17 protein-coding genes and 1 tRNA gene are annotated in these 16,921 nt (G+C 65.6%); 11 read left to right on the forward strand and 7 right to left on the reverse strand.

Annotated features, from left to right (window positions below; all coding sequences use genetic code 11):
* Positions 1-27: 27 nt before the first annotated feature.
* From JNO53_RS12740 to JNO53_RS12750, 3 genes are read right to left on the reverse strand one after another with little or no spacing between them, the layout of a single operon-like run.
* Positions 28-510 (reverse strand): HPr kinase/phosphorylase, encoded by a 483-nt coding sequence (locus JNO53_RS12740; RefSeq protein ID WP_203111869.1) that lies wholly within the window; start codon positions 508-510, stop codon positions 28-30.
* Entirely contained in the window at positions 465-2,048 is a 1,584-nt protein-coding gene (locus tag JNO53_RS12745) for a sensor histidine kinase (RefSeq protein ID WP_203111872.1), read from the reverse strand. Before JNO53_RS12745 ends, JNO53_RS12740 begins: the two co-directional genes overlap by 46 nt.
* Positions 2,041-2,787, reverse strand: coding sequence for a response regulator transcription factor (locus tag JNO53_RS12750; RefSeq protein WP_203111875.1), 747 nt, complete (start codon positions 2,785-2,787; stop codon positions 2,041-2,043). Before JNO53_RS12750 ends, JNO53_RS12745 begins: the two co-directional genes overlap by 8 nt.
* A 196-nt stretch (positions 2,788-2,983) precedes the next feature.
* On the opposite strand from JNO53_RS12750, the gene JNO53_RS12755 reads away from it, so the two are divergent.
* Both JNO53_RS12755 and JNO53_RS12760 read left to right on the forward strand, forming a co-directional pair.
* Positions 2,984-4,582: a phosphoenolpyruvate carboxykinase gene (locus tag JNO53_RS12755; protein ID WP_203111878.1), complete on the forward strand. Its 1,599-nt coding sequence runs from the start codon at positions 2,984-2,986 to the stop codon at positions 4,580-4,582.
* A 143-nt stretch (positions 4,583-4,725) separates the two neighbouring features.
* Positions 4,726-5,046, forward strand: coding sequence for a hypothetical protein (locus JNO53_RS12760; protein ID WP_203111881.1), 321 nt, complete (start codon positions 4,726-4,728; stop codon positions 5,044-5,046).
* Positions 5,047-5,103: 57 nt separating this feature from the next.
* On the opposite strand, the gene JNO53_RS12765 is transcribed toward JNO53_RS12760, so the two are convergent.
* The gene (locus JNO53_RS12765) at positions 5,104-5,985 is read right to left on the reverse strand and encodes a hypothetical protein (protein WP_203111884.1); all 882 of its coding nucleotides are present in this window, start codon (positions 5,983-5,985) and stop codon (positions 5,104-5,106) included.
* 26 nt (positions 5,986-6,011) lie between these two features.
* Positions 6,012-6,800, reverse strand: coding sequence for a 23S rRNA (guanosine(2251)-2'-O)-methyltransferase RlmB (rlmB, locus tag JNO53_RS12770; protein WP_238401897.1), 789 nt, complete (start codon positions 6,798-6,800; stop codon positions 6,012-6,014).
* Positions 6,801-6,950: 150 nt separating this feature from the next.
* Here rlmB and JNO53_RS12775 point away from each other — a divergent pair.
* Together JNO53_RS12775 and JNO53_RS12780 are read left to right on the forward strand one after the other, a co-directional pair.
* Positions 6,951-7,036 (forward strand) — tRNA-Tyr (locus JNO53_RS12775).
* A gap of 487 nt (positions 7,037-7,523) precedes the next feature.
* Positions 7,524-8,654: a beta-ketoacyl-ACP synthase III gene (locus tag JNO53_RS12780; protein WP_203111887.1), complete on the forward strand. Its 1,131-nt coding sequence runs from the start codon at positions 7,524-7,526 to the stop codon at positions 8,652-8,654.
* Here JNO53_RS12780 and JNO53_RS12785 read toward each other — a convergent pair.
* Complete coding sequence (locus JNO53_RS12785) at positions 8,615-9,730, reverse strand: phosphatase PAP2 family protein (RefSeq protein WP_203111889.1); 1,116 nt, start codon at positions 9,728-9,730, stop codon at positions 8,615-8,617. The two genes, JNO53_RS12780 and JNO53_RS12785, sit on opposite strands and share 40 nt — an antisense overlap.
* Positions 9,731-9,798: 68 nt before the next feature.
* Here JNO53_RS12785 and JNO53_RS12790 point away from each other — a divergent pair, with 68 nt between their 5' ends.
* The 4 genes from JNO53_RS12790 (at position 9,799) to tsf (ending at position 13,726) form a co-directional block, all read left to right on the forward strand.
* On the forward strand, positions 9,799-10,548 hold the full coding sequence (locus JNO53_RS12790; protein WP_203111892.1) for a phosphatidylserine decarboxylase: 750 nt from the start codon (positions 9,799-9,801) through the stop codon (positions 10,546-10,548).
* A 50-nt stretch (positions 10,549-10,598) separates the two neighbouring features.
* The gene (gene pssA / locus JNO53_RS12795) at positions 10,599-11,396 is read left to right on the forward strand and encodes a CDP-diacylglycerol--serine O-phosphatidyltransferase (protein WP_203112089.1); all 798 of its coding nucleotides are present in this window, start codon (positions 10,599-10,601) and stop codon (positions 11,394-11,396) included.
* Between the two features lie 552 nt (positions 11,397-11,948).
* Positions 11,949-12,713, forward strand: coding sequence for a 30S ribosomal protein S2 (rpsB, locus tag JNO53_RS12800; RefSeq protein WP_203111895.1), 765 nt, complete (start codon positions 11,949-11,951; stop codon positions 12,711-12,713).
* An 86-nt stretch (positions 12,714-12,799) separates the two neighbouring features.
* Positions 12,800-13,726 (forward strand): translation elongation factor Ts, encoded by a 927-nt coding sequence (gene tsf / locus JNO53_RS12805; RefSeq protein ID WP_203111898.1) that lies wholly within the window; start codon positions 12,800-12,802, stop codon positions 13,724-13,726.
* Between the two features lie 87 nt (positions 13,727-13,813).
* Here the strand turns inward: tsf and JNO53_RS12810 are convergent, their stop codons facing one another.
* Positions 13,814-14,665: a metallophosphoesterase gene (locus tag JNO53_RS12810; protein WP_238401898.1), complete on the reverse strand. Its 852-nt coding sequence runs from the start codon at positions 14,663-14,665 to the stop codon at positions 13,814-13,816.
* Positions 14,666-14,748: 83 nt separating this feature from the next.
* Between JNO53_RS12810 and pyrH the strand changes: the two genes are divergently transcribed.
* The 3 genes from pyrH (at position 14,749) to uppS (ending at position 16,904) form a co-directional block, all read left to right on the forward strand.
* Positions 14,749-15,471: a UMP kinase gene (gene pyrH, locus JNO53_RS12815; RefSeq protein ID WP_203112095.1), complete on the forward strand. Its 723-nt coding sequence runs from the start codon at positions 14,749-14,751 to the stop codon at positions 15,469-15,471.
* 3 nt (positions 15,472-15,474) lie between these two features.
* On the forward strand, positions 15,475-16,032 hold the full coding sequence (gene frr, locus JNO53_RS12820) for a ribosome recycling factor (protein ID WP_203111900.1): 558 nt from the start codon (positions 15,475-15,477) through the stop codon (positions 16,030-16,032).
* A gap of 185 nt (positions 16,033-16,217) precedes the next feature.
* Positions 16,218-16,904, forward strand: coding sequence for a polyprenyl diphosphate synthase (gene uppS, locus JNO53_RS12825; protein WP_203111902.1), 687 nt, complete (start codon positions 16,218-16,220; stop codon positions 16,902-16,904).
* Positions 16,905-16,921 lie beyond the last annotated feature (17 nt).

Here is a 16,921-nt window from a genome sequence, read left to right on the forward strand (position 1 = left end):
GCCCGTTGCGTGGACGAAAGAAAGGGGTCAGGCGGGCGGCATCCCCGGAGCCAGCCCATAGGTGCGCAGGGCCAGTTCGGCACGCACCGCAGCCGGCGTGATGCGAGGGTCGAACGCAAGCACCGGGACCGGCACGCCCGCGATCTCGGCGATCTCCGCAGCATCGATGAAACGCGGTGCATCCGGGTCGAGCATGAGCTGCAAAGCGACCGGCGCTTCGGTCGTCGGAAAGGTCAAAAGCCCCAGATTCCGCGCCTCAAGCAGGCCGTGCGTGTTCGGGGGAGGCAGCGCCCAAAGGGTCTCTCCGCGCCGCTCCAGCCTGACGCCGTCGTCGCCCACGAGCATGGCGCCGCGATCGATCAGTTCGAGCGCCAACCCGCTCTTGCCGGCGCCCGGCGGTCCCTCGATCAGCACGCCGCGGCCGCCGATCGCGACACAGGTGGCTTGCCGGAGCAGAACCTCGCTCAACGCCGCGACCGGCCCGCTGCGGGCAACCTGAGTACGAGACATGCGCCGGAGCGTCCGTCGGGCCTGTCGCGCGCTTCCAACGTGCCGTCGTGCGCTTCGACGATCGTGCGCGCGATTGCGAGGCCGAGCCCGCTGTGATCACCGAACGCTTCCGCATCCGGGCGGACGGAGTGGAACCGCTGAAACACCTTTTCGCGTGAGTCCTCGGGTATGCCCGGGCCCTCGTCGCAGACGGAGAGCGTCACCCGGTCGTCGTCGCTGCGAGTCACGCTTACCTCGATCACGCCGCCCGGCGGCGAGAAGGAGACCGCATTGTCGAGCAGGTTTTCGATCACTCGCTCGAGCCGCAGCGGGACGCCCATCACCTGCGCGCCGCCCATCGAGCGGCTCAGTTCGACCCGGTGCTCGTCGTTTTCCGCGCGATCTTCGCGCGCGGCGATGATGGCTGCAGCCAGGTTGCCGAGATCGAGCCGCTCGAAGATCGCGCGCGAGATTTCCGCGTCGACCCGGCTGGCGTCGGAAATCTCGGTCACCAGCCGGTCGATGCGGCGGATGTCGTGCGCCGCGATCCCGGTCAACTGGCGGCGCAGATCCTCGTCTTCCACTTTGCCGAGCGATTCGATCGCGCTGCGCAGGCTGGCGAGCGGGTTCTTTATCTCGTGCGCGACATCCGCGGCGAAATGCTCGACTGCGTCGATCCGCTGCCGCAAAGCGTTGGTCATGTCCGAGACGGCACGGGCGAGGGCGCCGATCTCATCACGCCGGTCCGGAAGACGCGGCACCTCGACCTCGCGCTCCCGCCCGAGCCGCACGCGCACTGCCGCGCGCGCGAGCGACTGCAAAGGGCGAACGATCGTCCGCGCGAGATAGAGCGAGAGGAAGATCGAGCCGAGCAGGGCGAAGAACACCGCCATGCCCAGCGTTGAGCGTGCCTCGCGCACCTTCTCGGTGATGTCGACGGCGTTGCGCGTGGTCAGCAGCGTCGCGCCGTTGAGCCCTACCGGGACCGCGGCGTTGATCACCGGGGTTCCGTCGGGCGCGTCGCGGAGCTGGATCTGGGACAGGCCTTCCTCGCGTGCGCGCGCAAGCTCGGGCCAGGCATCGGCGATCGTTTCCTCGGGCTCGATGTAGTCTGGAATCGGATCGGCGCCGACGATCGTGTCCACCCACCGATCGAGCACACGGGCGAATTCGATCGAGAACGAATCGTCGCCCACATCGTCGAACTCGAAGGCGGGCTCGTCGAGAGCGAAGCTGTCGGCCCACAGCCGGCCTTCGGCATCGAACATGCGCAGCCGCATCTTCTGTTCCTTGCCGATCTGGATCAGCAGAGCCTCCTGCCGCTTGCGCGATGCCCCGGCGAGCGCCTCAGCGGTGATCTGCGCCTCGATCCGGGCGAGCTTGTAGCGTTCGGAAAGGAGCTGCTTGCGGTAGGTATCGAGATAGAAGATGCCGCCGCCCAGCAGCGCGAGCGGCAGCAGGTTCACCGCGAGGATGCGTGTGGTGAGCGACAGCCGCCGCGACCAGCTCAGCCGGTCCAGCCGTGCGTCGATCTTGTCGCGGAATCCGCTCTCAGCCATCGCTGAAGCTGTAACCGGCTCCGTAGAGCGTCTCGATGGCCGTGAATTCCGAATCGACCGTGCGGAACTTGCGCCGCATGCGCTTGATGTGGCTGTCGACCGTCCGATCGTCGACAAACACGTCGTCCGGATAGGCGGCATCCATCAGCGAGTTGCGCGACTTGATCACGCCCGGCCGCGCAGCGAGCGCTTCGAGCAGGAGGAACTCGGTCACGGTTAGCGACACCGGCCGGCCGTCCCAGGTGACCTGGTGCCGCGCCGGGTCCATCGTCAGACGGCCGCGCACGAGCGGTTCGCCCGGCTCCTCGTTGTTGTCCGACGCACGCTCGGCGCCGTCGCCGAGCACCTCAGTCCGGCGCAGGATGGCGCGGATGCGGGCCAGCAGGAGCCGCAGGCTGAACGGCTTGGCGATATAGTCGTCGGCACCCAGCTCCAGGCCTGCTTCCTCGTCCTGCTCGTCATCCTTGCTGGTCAGGAAGATCACCGGCAGCGCCGAGTGGCGGCGCAGGCGGTGGAGCAGTTCCATTCCGTCCATCCGCGGCATCTTGATGTCGAACACTGCGAGATCCGGCGGGTTTTCGAGCAGGGCCTTGAGCGCGGTCTCGCCATCGGAATAGAGCCGCGTAGCATAGCCTTCCGCTTGCAGCGCGATCGAAACCGTCGTCAGGATGTTGCGGTCATCGTCGACCAGCGCGATGATCTTCTCGCCGTCCGATCGAGACCGCTCCGCCTCAGCCATTTCGCCTCCGTTATCAGGGCCGTGATACGACCTGACGGTTAGACGCTTCCGCGCGGCGAGACAACGCGCGCGGGCAGGTCGGCGTTTGACGGAGCCGCAGCGCGCGATTATGCGCGGGGGGCATTCCGTGCATTCGTATGCGAACGACTCGCCGTTGGCGCCTGCAGGCAGCCTCCGGTGCGATCAGGAGATTGAAGTGAGCACCCCCCTGTCACACCCGCTTTCCACCCAGGGTATCGAAACTCGGGCCACCATTTACGCGAATCTGTCCTCGAGCGAGCTGACCGAGCATGCGCTGGCGAACGGCGAAGGTCGGCGCGCCAAGCATGGGCCGCTGGTGGTCGAGACCGGCAAGCACACCGGCCGCAGCGCGAAGGACAAGTTCATCGTCCGCGACGCCGAGACCGAAAACACCGTATGGTGGGACAACAATGCCTCGATGACGCCCGACCATTTTGCGGCGCTCAAGGCGGATTTCCTCGCTGCCGTGGCCGACAAGGAAACCCTTTTCGTCGCTGACCTGTTCGGCGGTTCGCAGCCCGAATACCGCGTCAATGTGCGCGTCGTGAACGAGCTGGCGTGGCACAACCAGTTCATCCGCACGCTGCTCGTCCGTCCGACCGCGGCCGAGCTCGACGGCTTCGTGCCGGAATACACGATCATCGACCTGCCGAGCTTCCGCGCCGATCCTGAGCGCCATGGCACCCGCAGCGAGACCGTGATCGCGGTCAATCTGTCGGAAAAGCTGATCCTGATCGGCGGCACGAAGTACGCCGGCGAGATGAAGAAGAGCGTGTTCGGCATTCTCAACTACCTGCTGCCGCCGCAAGGCGTGATGCCGATGCACTGCAGCGCCAACATCGGGCCTGACGGCAAGAGCGCGGTGTTCTTCGGTCTTTCGGGCACCGGCAAGACCACGCTGTCGGCCGACGCCAGCCGCACGCTGATCGGCGACGACGAGCACGGCTGGTCGGACACGGCGGTCTTCAATTTCGAAGGCGGCTGCTACGCCAAGATGATCCGCCTCAATCCCGAGGCCGAGCCGGAGATTTTCGCCACGACGCGCATGGAAGACACCGTGCTCGAAAACGTGGTGATGGACGAAAACGGCGAGATAGATCTCGACGACAACAGCCTCGCCGAGAACACCCGCGGCGCCTATCCGCTGAGCTCGATTCCGAACACCAGCGAAGAGAACATGGGGCCGCCGCCGAGCAACGTGATCATGCTCACCGCGGACGCCTTCGGCGTGCTGCCCCCCATCGCGCGGCTGACCCCCGACCAGGCGATGTATCACTTCCTCTCGGGCTACACCGCGAAGGTCGCGGGCACCGAGATCGGCGTGACCGAGCCGGAGGCGACCTTCAGCACGTGCTTCGGCGCCCCATTCATGCCCCGCCATCCGAGCGTGTACGGCAATCTGCTCAAGAAGCGGATCGCCGAGGGCGGGGTGCAGTGCTGGCTGGTCAACACCGGCTGGACCGGCGGCAAGTACGGCACCGGCCACCGCATGCCGATCAAGGCCACCCGCGCGCTTCTGAACGCAGCGCTCGACGGCAGCCTCAACGATGCCCAGTTCCGCAAGGATCCGAACTTCGGGTTCGAGGTCCCGGTCAGCGTGCCCGGCGTCGACAGCGGGATTCTCGATCCACGTTCGACCTGGGTGGACCAGGGCGAATACGATCGGACCGCCCAGAAGCTGGTGCAGCTTTTCATCGACAACTTCTCACCTTTCGCCGATCATGTGGATCAAGGCGTCCGCGACGCCGCACCGAACGCGCCGGTAGCGGCCTGATCCGCTTCCTCTCTTCGGAGAGGAAGCCGTGCACAAGTTGGAGAGGAGAGCCCCCGCCCGGGAAACCGGAGCGGGGGCCTTTCGTTTCAGCCGTGCGCGCGTACAATCGGGCGCGGACGGATCAATCACCAGGAGGACGACAAATGGCTCTTTTCGATCAACTGCTCGGTGCGGCGCATAACCATCCCACCGTAAAGAACATGGCCGAAAAGCTCGGCATCGATCCGGCTCAGGCCGAGCAGGCGATCGCCGCGCTGGGGGAAGCACATCACGAGGATGGGGACACCGTCGGCATCGCCGCGCAGAAGACGGGTCTCGATACTGGTGTCCTCCAGCAGATCGTCGAGCAGATCGGTGGGGAAGGCTCGCTTGCGCGCTTCACCCAGATCCTCGACCAGGACCACGACGGCAACCCGTTCGACGACATCGCCGGCTTCGCAGGCAACCTGTTCGGAAAGCGCTAATTTTCTCACCGGGATCGAGGCGATGTCTTCGATCCCGGCATCTGCACAGAAGCGGGTTTAGTCCACCAGCTTGATCAGCGCTGTCGGAGCGACTTGCGTGCGCTTGGTCACCTTCCACTCGAGCATGCTGCCATCAGGCGTTTCGACAGGGCCCTCGTCGGTGTTGTTGGCGAGGATTTCGCCGTCGGTCACGATGCGGAACGTCCCGTTCAACTCGGGAGCGGACAACGCGTCCTGCTCGGCCGAGCCCTCACTCGCGGTGGTGGCGCCGGCCATTCCCGCCATCATTTCACGGAACGGGCTGCCGCTGCTCTGCGGCGCGAAGCCGGGCGCATCAATCCGCACGGTGCCGTTGTCGCGCTTTGCGGCGAGCACGAAGAAGTTGAACGTCGGCAGGCGTTCGATGGTCGGGAAGACGAAATCATAATCGAGTTTGCCGGCGATGCGGAAATTCACCTGAAACAGCCCGTCGCCCTTGTACTCGACGCTCTCCCAGCCCGCCTGCCGCTGCAACCGTTCGGCGAATTCCTGCGCGGCTTCGGGATCGGCCGGATCGATGCCGCCGAGCATCGCGCGTGTCATCTCGGCTTCTCTCTCCCGCTCCTGCTTGCGCTGTTCCGCCTGCTGTTCCCAGTCGCTTTTCTGTTGGGCGAGCTCCTTTTCGGTGCACGGATGCTCTTCGAACGTCTCGTCGTCGTAACACGCTTGCTCGACGAACTCGTCCGCCGCATCCTCCGCCGCATTGCCGAGGTCGGCGAGCTTGCTCAGAGCGAGAAGATAGATCTCGCCGTCGTAGGTGTAGGAGAAGCTGCCGCCCTTCCGTAGCTCGAGCTGGGAAGTGAAGACACCTGGTGAGAGCAAACAGCCGGTCAGCAGCAGCGCCGCAGCAGAGGCGAACCCGGCCATCGCCGTGCGCCGGATCGTGGTCGCAATAGTCATCCTGTCTGCCCCCGCTTGTTCGCCCGTCAACGCGTCGCCACTGCATATAGCGCGATCGCAGCCGCGTTCGAAACGTTCAGGCTTTCCATCGCACTGCTGATCGGCAGCCGTGCAAGCGCATCGCAATGCGCGGCGATATTGGCCCGCATGCCTTCGCCTTCGGCGCCGAGGACGAGTGCGATCGGCGCCGCTGGCAGCGCGTCCGCCAGAGTCGTCTCCGCCTCCCCGGCGAGGCCGATCCGCCAGTATCCCGCCTCCGCGGCGCTCTCCAGCGCGCGGGCCAGATTCACCACGCGGACCCAGGGCACGATCTCCAGCGCACCCGACGCGGACTTGGCTACCACCCCCGATTCCGGCGGTGCGTGGCGGTCCTGCGTCACGATCGCGCAGGCATCGAATGCCGCGGCAGAGCGGAGGATCGCGCCGACGTTGTGCGGATCGGTCACCTGATCGAGCACCACGAGCGGATGCGCCGGATCTCCGGAAAGCACCTCGTCAAGATGCATGTCCTCGAGCGGTGCGCATTCCAGCACCAGCCCCTGGTGCGGTGCATCGCGCGCGACGAGCCGCGCAAGATCGGGGCCATCGGCAAACTCGACAGGGAAATCGGGCGGCAGTTCGCCATCGAGCGAATCGATCCCCTCTCGCGTCGCCCACAGCTTGCGATGGACGCGCGCGGGATTCCTGAGTGCCGCTTCGACGGCGTGCCGGCCCCACAGGCGCACCTGGCCGGTGCTCGCGCGTCCGCTGCCGCGCCCGCCCTGCATACGCCCGGCGCGCCCGCGCAGCGCTCGCTTGCGATCACCTTTGGCCAATCGAAACTCCCTATCTTCGCTCGATCTTTCGCTCGGTCCGGCCCATGCCAGCGGCCCCATTGACAGGCAAGCGCCGCTTCGCCAAAGGGGCGCCTCTCGGCAGACGGCAGCTCCCTTGAGGAGACGCCAATTCCCGCACGCCAGGCATGTGGACAGGTGGCCGAGTGGTTAAAGGCAGCAGACTGTAAATCTGCCCGCGCAAGCGTACGCTGGTTCGAATCCAGCCCTGTCCACCACGCCTTCCAAGTCATCGCCACTGGCATAAAAAGACCCCGCCGAAGCGGGGTCAGGTTTACGCCCTTTGTCTATGCCTAAACGCTGATGGGCAGATCCTGCAGGCGGCTGTTGGAGCCCTCCGTTGCGTTCATTGCCCGAAGAATGCCCGGCGCCGCTTTCTCCAATGCCTTCATCAGCCCGGGGGGCGGTTCGGAAGACCGTTGAGGCTCGCCCTTGGCTTGTGCCGCCGCCGAGGAGACGGCGGCCAAGCCCGCTGCTGCTCCCAGGAGACCTATGAGCACGGTTGGCTTTCGCATTTTGTCACTCCATTTTGACGCCCCGGATGCGGAATGCCGGGCTATGAGGCGGGTGCCGTGGAAAGCGGCGGGTCGTGGGACTCACCGGGCTATCGGAACGGCATCGATTGCATGGCGGGACATAGCGTTCTGGAGGCGCGGTCAGGCGTCGGTGCTTGCCGGTCCCCGCAGGCCGCTTTAGTTGAGCGCAATGCAGCCGACACATCGTCCAGTGATTTCCGCGACCGGCCTGTTCACGCCGGAAGAGAGCATTTCCAACGAGGAACTGGTCGCCAGCTTCAACACCTACGTCGAGCGGTTCAACACGCGGAATGCCGAGGCGATCGAGGCGGGCGAGGTCGAGCCGCTCGAGCCGAGCTCGGTCGACTTCATCGAGAAGGCCAGCGGGATCAAGGCCCGCCATGTGATGGCGAAAGCGCCGGTTCTCGATCCGGAGGTTATGGCGCCGCGGTGGGAGGAGCGCGCGAACGAGGAGCTTTCGATCCTGGCCGAAATCGGAGTTGCCGCGGCCCGCGAAGCACTCGCGCGGGCGGGGCGCGATGCTGCCGATGTGGATGCGGTGCTCTGCGCCGCGTCGAACATGCAGCGGCCCTATCCGGCCATGGCAATCGAGATCCAGCAGGCCCTCGGCATCGACGGCTTCGGCTTCGACATGAATGTCGCCTGTTCCTCGGCCACGTTCGGCATCCAGACCGCTGCCGATTACATCCGCGCCGGCAATGCCCGTTCGGTCCTGGTCGTCAGCCCCGAAATCACCAGCGGCCACCTCAACTGGCGCGACCGCGACAGCCATTTCATCTTCGGCGACGTTGCCACGGCCGTGCTGGTGGAGGACGCGGCCATCGCGCCGGCGCAGCACTGGGACATCCTCGGCACGCGGCTCAAGACCGTGTTCTCGAACAATATCCGCAACAACTTCGGTTTCCTCAACCGCGCGCATCCTGAAACCGCCGACCGGCCCGACAAGCTCTTCGTCCAGCAGGGGCGCAAGGTGTTCAAGGAAGTCGTGCCGATGGTCTCGCAGATGATTCTGGACGAGGCCGAACGGCTCGGCATCGATCCACAGACACTGCGCCGGCTTTGGCTCCACCAGGCCAATACCGGAATGAACCGTCTGATCGCGCATCGGGTGCTGGGGCACGAGGCGAACGAGGACGAGAGTCCGACCGTGCTGGACACCTACGGCAATACGTCGAGCGCCGGCTCGATCATCGCGTTTCATCTCCACAGCGACGATCTCGCGCCAGGAGATACTGGGCTGATCTGCAGTTTCGGCGCGGGTTACTCGGCGGGAACGGTCTTCGTTCGCAGGATCGGCTGAACCCGCGCGGCGTAGGCCGCGGTCCTTGCATTCCACCAGTCGAACGTGAGGGCCGAGGCGCGCCACAGGAGCGCCACAAGTACGACCGAGACCAGCCCGTCGACCGCATAATGGTAGGCGAGGTGGACCGAGCCGATCCAGATCGCGACGAAGAAGGCAAGGAGCCAGCGTCCGGCGATCGGCGATACGTGCCGGGCCGCGAGCCAGAACAGGAACGCGATCGCCACATGCATCGAGGGCATGGCGGTAATGCCGCTACCGAGGCCGTCGGTGTCGGCCAGATGCCAGTCGAGCAGCATCTCCTGCACCGACAGCGTCATCACCGGTATCTGGGTGTCGGCTGCCCGCAGATAGGCCATCTGCGCGTCGAACGCGGGATCGCCGAACAGGGGCCCCACGAAGCAGGGCCCGGCGGAGGCGAGCAGGGTCGCGACACCTCCGCCGATCACCGACCATGCCAGCACGTAAGTAAGGAAGAAGCGGCGTCGAATCGCGGGGTCGATCGCGGCAAACGCGAAATAGAGGCAGCCGAGATAGAGCAGCAGAAGCCAGGCATGGTAGAGAAATGCGAGAGCCGCGGTAATCGGCGGATAGCCGATCAGCGGCTGCAGCACCTGCCAGGCATCGTGACCGAAGAAGATCGCGCGATCCCAGGCGATGAACCGTGCATCCCAGGTATATTCGTTGAACAGTGGAATCGCGGCCTTCATCTTCGAGAAGAACGGCATAAGCAGTACGCAGAGGGCGAGCAGGGGCGTCCCGGCAAGCCATTGCTGCGCAGCCGCCGGACCTGCGTAGCGCCGGTGCAGCGCGGCGATCGGCTCGCTTGGGCGATGACGCGCGAGGTACAGCGTGGCGTCGATGCAGAGCCAGGCGATGATTGCGACCAGATAGAGCCGGGCATTGGCCACGGCAGGTTCGGCATCCAGACCGATGCCCTTGCTCGTCAGCAGTGCGGCGCACAGTGCGAACAGCGCCAGCGTCGCCCCGTAGATCGGAACCTCGCCGATCCAGCGGCGGGTGCTTTCTTCTCGCATGCCCATCGAGCGGAGGCGATAGGGCAAGATGGTAAGCATCGTCCTAACGCGCAGTCGGGAGCGTCGTGCCGCTTGTTTGGATGGAGCCGAGCCTCTAGATGGCGGGGATGGCTGGTGAATTGGTCGACAACAAGGGACGCGGTGATGTCGGCTGGCAATGGCCGGCTATTCACCCCGAAGGGCGCAAGTTCGGATTGATCGCGGTGGGCATCAGCCTGGCCGCGGCATTCCTGGCATGGGAGACGATCGCCTGGCCGATGGCGTTCCTCTCGCTCGGCGTATTCGCCTTCTTCCGCGATCCCGAACGCGTCGTCCCGCAGGATGAGCGAGCGATCGTCTCGCCCGCGGATGGGCTCGTCTCGCTGATAGCGCAGGTGGAGCCGCCGGCGGAGCTGACCATGGACGACGGCAGCGGAACACCGGCGCTTGCCAATCAGCCGGTCACGCGCATCTCGATTTTCATGAGCGTGTTCGACGTGCACATCAACCGCGCGCCGATCGGCGGCACGGTGCGGCGACTGGTCTATATTCCCGGCAAGTTCGTCAACGCCGACCTCGACAAGGCGAGCGAAGAGAACGAGCGCCAGCATATCCTGATCGAACGACAGGATGGCGTATCCATCGGCTTCACGCAGATCGCCGGGCTGATCGCGCGGCGGATCGTGCCGTTCGTCAAGCCGGGCGACACCCTGGCGGCGGGCGCGCGTGTTGGCCTGATCCGCTTCGGCAGCCGGGTGGATGTCTATCTCCCCGCCGGAACCGATTCGAAGGTGCTGGTCGGGCAGAAGGTGGTCGCGGGCGAGACTATCCTTGCCGAAATCGGCGAGCAGAAGTTGATCGAGGGCATCGCCCAGTGAACGACGACTATCCGCGCGTCGGCCCCAAGGCGGCGGAAGATGAGATACCCATGGCTGCAGGCGGCGTGCGGGGCCTTTCGCTGCGCGCCGTGTTGCCCAACGCGATCACCGCCGCCGCGCTCTGCTCCGGTCTGACGGGAATCCGCTTTGCGATCTCGGACAACTGGCGCCTGGCGATCGTGGCGGTGATTCTGGCCGGATTGCTCGACGGGATCGATGGGCGGATCGCCCGTCTCCTCAAGGCGCAGTCGCGATTCGGTGCCGAGCTGGACAGCCTGGCCGATTCGCTTTCGTTCGGCGTCGCGCCCGCGCTCATCTTCTATCTCTGGACCTTGCAGGATTTGCCCCGGCTGGGCTGGTTCGCGTCATTGGCCTTCGCGATCTGCTGTGCACTGCGCCTTGCGCGGTTCAATGCGCAGATCGACGTGGACGAGCAGCCGCACAAGTCGGCCGGGTTCCTAACCGGCGTTCCCGCGCCGGTAGGGGCGGGGCTGGCGTTCCTGCCGTTCTATCTGTGGATGGCGACCGGGTGGGAGGGTTTCCGCGAGCCGGTGATCTGCGCGATCTGGATGGTGGCGATCGCTTTCCTGATGATCTCCAACATCGCGACGCTGAGCTGGACCTCGATTCGCCCGCGGCGCAATGTCAGGCTGGAGCTGATCGCGGGGGTCGGGATACTCTTCGCCGCCCTGTTGCTCGAACCCTGGTGGACGCTCGTCGCGATCTGCGTCGGCTATCTCGTGCTGATGCCCTATGCGCTGGTCCGCTATTCCCGCGTCAGGCGGCCGCGGGCAGCGATGCCTGCGTCCGCGGCATCTGCCGCTGGAGACGACCACCTGCTCGACTGATCGGGCGAGGGCGCCAGGCGGGAAGCGGCTCGCTCTCCGACATATTCACGATCACGACGCGGATGGGATCAACGGCGTGCTCGGCCTGCGCCATTTCCCGGCGGAGACGTGCGAAAGCTTCCCGGCCACGAACGAAGCTGTCCGCCAGCACCACTGCAGCGCCCACGGTGGCGGTCAGAAACAGTGCAAACAGGGTAACGCCGAGCATGATCGTGATCCTTGCATTGCGATCCCACGGTGTTGACAGACTGTGGGCTCGCTGTGGATAACCGGGTTGCCGCACGACTCGTTCCGGGCGACGGGAATAATGTTCCCTTTTTGTTCCAGCCTGTCAAGCGCTATTGTGCCGGGGTTCGCGATTCCTGCGGCGAATCGAGGGTGGATTCTTCCCTCGATCCCGGCTAAAGGCGCGCCCGCGGGGCGATTCCCGGACTCTGTCGGTCCGGTTTCAGCCACGCAAATCCACATGGAGAGCGCCACATACCGGTGCCTGCCGCGGGATCTCCGCACGGGTTCCAGCTCTCCAGAGGCTCAACCGGAAAGGAAAGACCAATGGCGACTTCTACCGTCACCATGCAGCAATTGATCGAGGCCGGCGCACACTTCGGCCACCAGACCCACCGCTGGAACCCGCGCATGAAGCCGTACATCTTCGGCGCGCGCAACGGTGTCCACATCATCGACCTGTCGCAGACCGTGCCGCTGTTCTCGCGCGCGCTCGATTTCATCGAGCAGACGGTCCGCGCGGGCGGCAAGGTGCTGTTCGTCGGCACCAAGCGTCAGGCTCAGGAGCCGATCGCCGAGGCGGCCCGCGCCGCGGGCCAGCACTTCGTCAACCACCGCTGGCTGGGCGGCATGCTCACCAACTGGAAGACGATCTCGGGCTCGATCAAGCGCCTCAAGACGCTCGAAGAGCAGCTTTCCGGCGACACCTCGGGCTTCACCAAGAAGGAAGTCCTCCAGCTCACCCGCGAGCGCGACAAGCTCGAGCTCTCGCTCGGCGGCATTCGCGACATGGGCGGCATTCCCGACGTCATGTTCGTGATCGACGCGAACAAGGAAGATCTGGCGATCAAGGAAGCCAACGTGCTCGGCATTCCGGTCGTCGCGGTCCTCGACACCAACGTCAATCCGAGCGGCATCGCTTTTCCGGTGCCCGGCAACGACGATGCCAGCCGTGCCGTGCGCCTCTACTGCGACGCCGTGCGCGACGCGGCGATCGCGGGCCGTGGCGGCAAGGTCGCCGATTCGGGTGACGACGTGGGTGCGATGGAAGTGCCGCCCGCGGAAGCCGCGGCTTCCGAAGCGGCTGCCTGAGCTTCCACACGGCCGTCACAAACACGACCTAGTGCGCCGGGCCTGAACACGGGCCCGGCGCCCAGAGATTATCAAAGGAAACGACAATGGCTGCATTCACTGCCGCTGACGTGAAGGCCCTGCGCGAGAAGACCGGCGCGGGCATGATGGACGCCAAGAAGGCGCTCGAGGAAACCGGCGGCGACATCGAAGCCGCGGTCGACGCGCTGCGCGCCAAGGGGCTCGCCACCGCGCAGAAGAAGTCGAGCCGCACGGCGGCCGAGGGCCTCGTCGGCGTTGCCGTCGAAGGCACCCGCGGCGTCGCGGTCGAGGTCAACTCGGAAACCGACTTCGTCGCCAAGAACGACAAGTTCCAGGACTTCGTGCGCAAGGCGACCGAAGTCGCCCTCGGCGTCGAGGGTGACGATATCGAGGCGCTGAAAGCTGCCGCCTATCCCGATGGCGGCACCGTGGCGGACAAGCTGACCGACAACGTCGCGACCATCGGCGAGAACCAGCAGCTCCGCCGGATGAAGACGGTCTCGGTCGCCAAGGGCGTGGTCGTGCCCTACGTCCACAACGCCGCCGCGCCGAACCTGGGCAAGATCGGCGTGCTCGTCGCGCTCGAGAGCGAGGCCGACGCCGGCACGCTCGAAGCGCTTGGCAAGCAGCTCGCCATGCACATCGCCGCGGCATTCCCGCAGGCACTCGACGCCGACGGCCTCGACGCCGAAGTGATCGAGCGCGAGCGCAAGATCGCTGCAGAGAAGGCGGCCGAAAGCGGCAAGCCGGCCGAAGTGCAGGCGAAGATGGTCGACGGCGCGGTGAAGAAGTTCGCCAAGGAAAACGCGCTGCTCAGCCAGCTCTTCGTGATGGACAACAAGACCCCGATCTCCGACGTCGTTGCCAAGGCCGGCAAGGACGCGGGTAGCGAGATCGTGCTCAAGGACTATGTCCGCTTCCAGCTCGGTGAAGGCATCGAGAAGGAAGAGAGCGACTTCGCAGCGGAGGTCGCCGCAGCCGTCGCCGGCTGATCGACCGAACGAGCGAGCGAAATTCGCGGCCGCCGGACCTCGGTTCGGCGGCCGTTTTCGTATGCGCGCGCCGACTTGTGGAGGCTTTCAGCGGCCCGCCGGAACGAGTTCGATAAGCCACATTTCTGGCCGGGAGAACAGCCGGAACGGGAGCACGCTGGTGCCGAGGCCTGCTGTGGTGACGAGCAGGTTCCCGTTCTCGCGCGCCGCACCGCAGGCATAGCGATCGCCGTAAGCGGACATCGTCGCCGGGGAGCCGCCCCAGGGATAGCGGATCTGCCCGCAATGGGTGTGCCCGGCCAGCATGAGCCCGAAGCCTACAGGCAGGTCGGGGAAGGGATCGGGGCTGTGGCTGAGCAGGACCGATCCTCCGCCGAGCCGGTCCATCGCTGCGAGCGTCGCAGGCAGGTCGGCATGGCCGGTATAGTCGTCGTCGATCCCGCCGATCGCAAGCGGGCCCGCGCGCGCGGCGGCGTTCGCGAGGACGGTGAATCCAGCTTGCTCCAGCTCGCGGCGGACGGCCGCGATGCCGAACCAGTGATCGTGATTGCCGAGCACCGCGATCTTGCCGGACGGCGCCTCCAGCGCGGCCAGCGGAGCGATCGCCGCCTCCGCAGGATAGAGCCGGGTCGCGGTGCGTTTCTCGCTGACGAAATCGCCGGCGATCAGCACCACGTCGGGCCGAAGCGCGTTCGCCTGCTGGACGATTCGTGCCAGCCGCTCCGGCGGCATGTCGGGGCCGGCGACGTGAATGTCGGAAAGCAGGAGCAGACGCATCGGCGGAGTGTCCGAGGGAATACCCTTGATCCTGGCGGTGAGGCGCATGACGTGGGGCCCGGCCACCGTGTCGCTCCAGGCCTTCGCCGTCAGCGCCGCCACGGCGGCCAGCAGCATGACGAGCGCCCAGCGCAGCGCACGCCATGGCGATCCTCTTCCCATGACCGGCTTTCCCTTTGCGCACGGGGGGCGAGGCGGCTAAGGACGCCGGCAACCCGCAAGTGAATCCGGAAACCCCATCGCCTATGTCATCCCCCAAATACAAGCGCATACTGCTCAAGCTTTCGGGCGAGGTGCTGATGGGGGATCAGCAGTTCGGCATCGATCCCGCATTCGTCTCCGAACTGGCTCAGGAAGTGAAGGCGGCCAAGGATACCGGGCTGGAGCTGTGCCTGGTGATCGGCGGCGGCAACATCTTCCGCGGCATGGCCGGCGCGGCGCAGGGAATGGATCGCGCCCAGGCCGACTACATGGGCATGCTCGCGACGGTGATGAACGCCTTGGCAATGCAGAGCGCGCTGGAGCAGCTCGGCGTCCCGACCCGCGTGCAGTCCGCGATCGAGATGGACAAGGTGTGCGAACCGGTGATCCGCCGCCGGGCCGAGCGGCATCTGGAGAAGGGCCGGGTGGTGATCTTCGCCGCCGGCGTCGGCGCGCCCTATTTCACCACCGACAGCGGAGCCGCGCTGCGCGCCGCTGAAATGCGCTGCGACGCCCTGTTCAAAGGCACGAGCGTAGACGGCATCTACGACGCAGATCCGAAGACGAACGCTTCGGCAAAGCGTTTCGACACGGTCAGTTACGATAAGGTTCTGGCAAACAATCTCAAAGTGATGGACGCTTCCGCCGTGGCGCTCTGCCGCGACAACCGGATTCCGATCGTGGTCTTTTCGATCCGCGAAAAGGGTAATCTGGCGCGGGTGCTCGCCGGTTACGGCGTCCGCACGGTAGTGAAAGAGGAAGCCTGACGAATGGCGAAGTACGACAAGAACGACATCGAGCGCCGCATGCAGGGCGCGGTGGACAGTCTGAAGAGCGATCTTTCCGGTCTGCGCACCGGACGTGCCAACACCAGCCTGCTCGATCCGGTGCAGGTCGAGGTCTACGGGTCGATGATGCCGCTGAACCAGGTGGCGACGGTCAACGCGCCCGAGCCGCGCATGCTGGCCGTGCAGGTGTGGGACAAGGCCAACGTGACCGCGGTGGAGAAGGGGATCGCGCATGCGAATCTCGGCCTCAACCCGATGATCGACGGGCAGACCATCCGCCTCCCGCTGCCCGACCTGACGGAAGAGCGCCGCCGCGAGCTGGCCAAGATCGCCGGCAAGTATGCGGAGAACGCCAAGATCGCGATCCGCAACGTGCGCCGTGACGGCATGGAAGCGCTCAAGGAAGACGAGAAGAAGAAGGAAATCTCCGAGGACGACCGCAAGCGCGGCGAGGACGAGGTGCAGAAGCTGACCGACAAGTACGTCGCCGACGCCGATGCCGCCGCCGCGCAGAAGGAAAAGGAAATCCTGACCCAGTGAGGGAGATCGGACGACCTTCCCCCTCCTGTCGCCCTTTCGGGGCGGCTTCGCTTCCAGAGGAAGGGCAGTGAGACTTGGCGAACCGAAGGTGATCCTGGTCGCAGCGGAGTGGTGCGGATGTCGCGCCCGCCGCGTCGCGCCGTGCCGCCGTACCTTGATCCCTTCCTCCCGAGAGGAGCGGGGAAATGGCTGACGACACCCCGGCACAGGCCTGCCATGTCGCCATCATCATGGACGGCAACGGCCGCTGGGCGAAGCGCCGGCACCTGCCGCGCGCGCTCGGCCATCAGCGCGGCGTGGAGGCGGTGCGCACGCTCGTGCGCGGTCTCTCGAATACGGGCATCGAATGCCTGACGCTCTACGCTTTCAGTTCCGAGAACTGGAAGCGGCCCGGCGAAGAGGTCGACGACCTGATGAACCTCATGCGCAAGTTCGTGAAATCGGACTTGCCGGAATTCATCGCAAATGACGTCAAGCTCAAGATTATCGGTGATTGGCAGGGGCTTGCGCCCGATATCGTTGCAATGCTCGAAGATGCGCTGGCGAAGACCAGCGGTGGCGCTCGCACGCTGGCCGTCGCGCTCAACTACGGATCGCAGCAGGAGATCGCGCGCGCCGCAGCCAAGGCCGCGTCTGAAGGCGAGATTACGCCTGAGACGATCGCGGCGCATCTCGATACTGCCGACCTGCCGCCGCTCGACCTGCTGATCCGCACGAGCGGAGAGGTGCGGCTGTCGAACTTCCTGCTGTGGCAAGCCGCCTATGCCGAGATGATCTTCGTCGATACGCTATGGCCCGACTTCACGCCCGAGCACCTGCAGAACGCGTTGGACGATTTCGCGCGAAGGGAGCGCCGTTATGGCGGCCGGTGACGCTTTCCGTTCCCTGA

Origin of the sequence: Altererythrobacter sp. C41, assembly GCF_016803135.1 — a bacterium.
GTDB lineage: Bacteria > Pseudomonadota > Alphaproteobacteria > Sphingomonadales > Sphingomonadaceae > Pelagerythrobacter.

Coding starts and splice junctions, on each gene's coding strand:
- uppS (WP_203111902.1), top strand. CDS start 16,218: ATGGCTGACGACACCCCGGCACAGGCCTGCCATGTCGCCATCATCATG.
- JNO53_RS12745 (WP_203111872.1), bottom strand. CDS start 2,048: ATGGCTGAGAGCGGATTCCGCGACAAGATCGACGCACGGCTGGACCGG.
- JNO53_RS12810 (WP_238401898.1), bottom strand. CDS start 14,665: ATGGGAAGAGGATCGCCATGGCGTGCGCTGCGCTGGGCGCTCGTCATG.
- tsf (WP_203111898.1), top strand. CDS start 12,800: ATGGCTGCATTCACTGCCGCTGACGTGAAGGCCCTGCGCGAGAAGACC.
- JNO53_RS12750 (WP_203111875.1), bottom strand. CDS start 2,787: ATGGCTGAGGCGGAGCGGTCTCGATCGGACGGCGAGAAGATCATCGCG.
- JNO53_RS12765 (WP_203111884.1), bottom strand. CDS start 5,985: ATGACTATTGCGACCACGATCCGGCGCACGGCGATGGCCGGGTTCGCC.
- JNO53_RS12790 (WP_203111892.1), top strand. CDS start 9,799: ATGGCTGGTGAATTGGTCGACAACAAGGGACGCGGTGATGTCGGCTGG.
- frr (WP_203111900.1), top strand. CDS start 15,475: ATGGCGAAGTACGACAAGAACGACATCGAGCGCCGCATGCAGGGCGCG.
- JNO53_RS12785 (WP_203111889.1), bottom strand. CDS start 9,730: ATGCTTACCATCTTGCCCTATCGCCTCCGCTCGATGGGCATGCGAGAA.
- pssA (WP_203112089.1), top strand. CDS start 10,599: ATGGCTGCAGGCGGCGTGCGGGGCCTTTCGCTGCGCGCCGTGTTGCCC.
- pyrH (WP_203112095.1), top strand. CDS start 14,749: ATGTCATCCCCCAAATACAAGCGCATACTGCTCAAGCTTTCGGGCGAG.
- JNO53_RS12740 (WP_203111869.1), bottom strand. CDS start 510: ATGTCTCGTACTCAGGTTGCCCGCAGCGGGCCGGTCGCGGCGTTGAGC.
- JNO53_RS12780 (WP_203111887.1), top strand. CDS start 7,524: ATGCAGCCGACACATCGTCCAGTGATTTCCGCGACCGGCCTGTTCACG.
- rpsB (WP_203111895.1), top strand. CDS start 11,949: ATGGCGACTTCTACCGTCACCATGCAGCAATTGATCGAGGCCGGCGCA.
- JNO53_RS12760 (WP_203111881.1), top strand. CDS start 4,726: ATGGCTCTTTTCGATCAACTGCTCGGTGCGGCGCATAACCATCCCACC.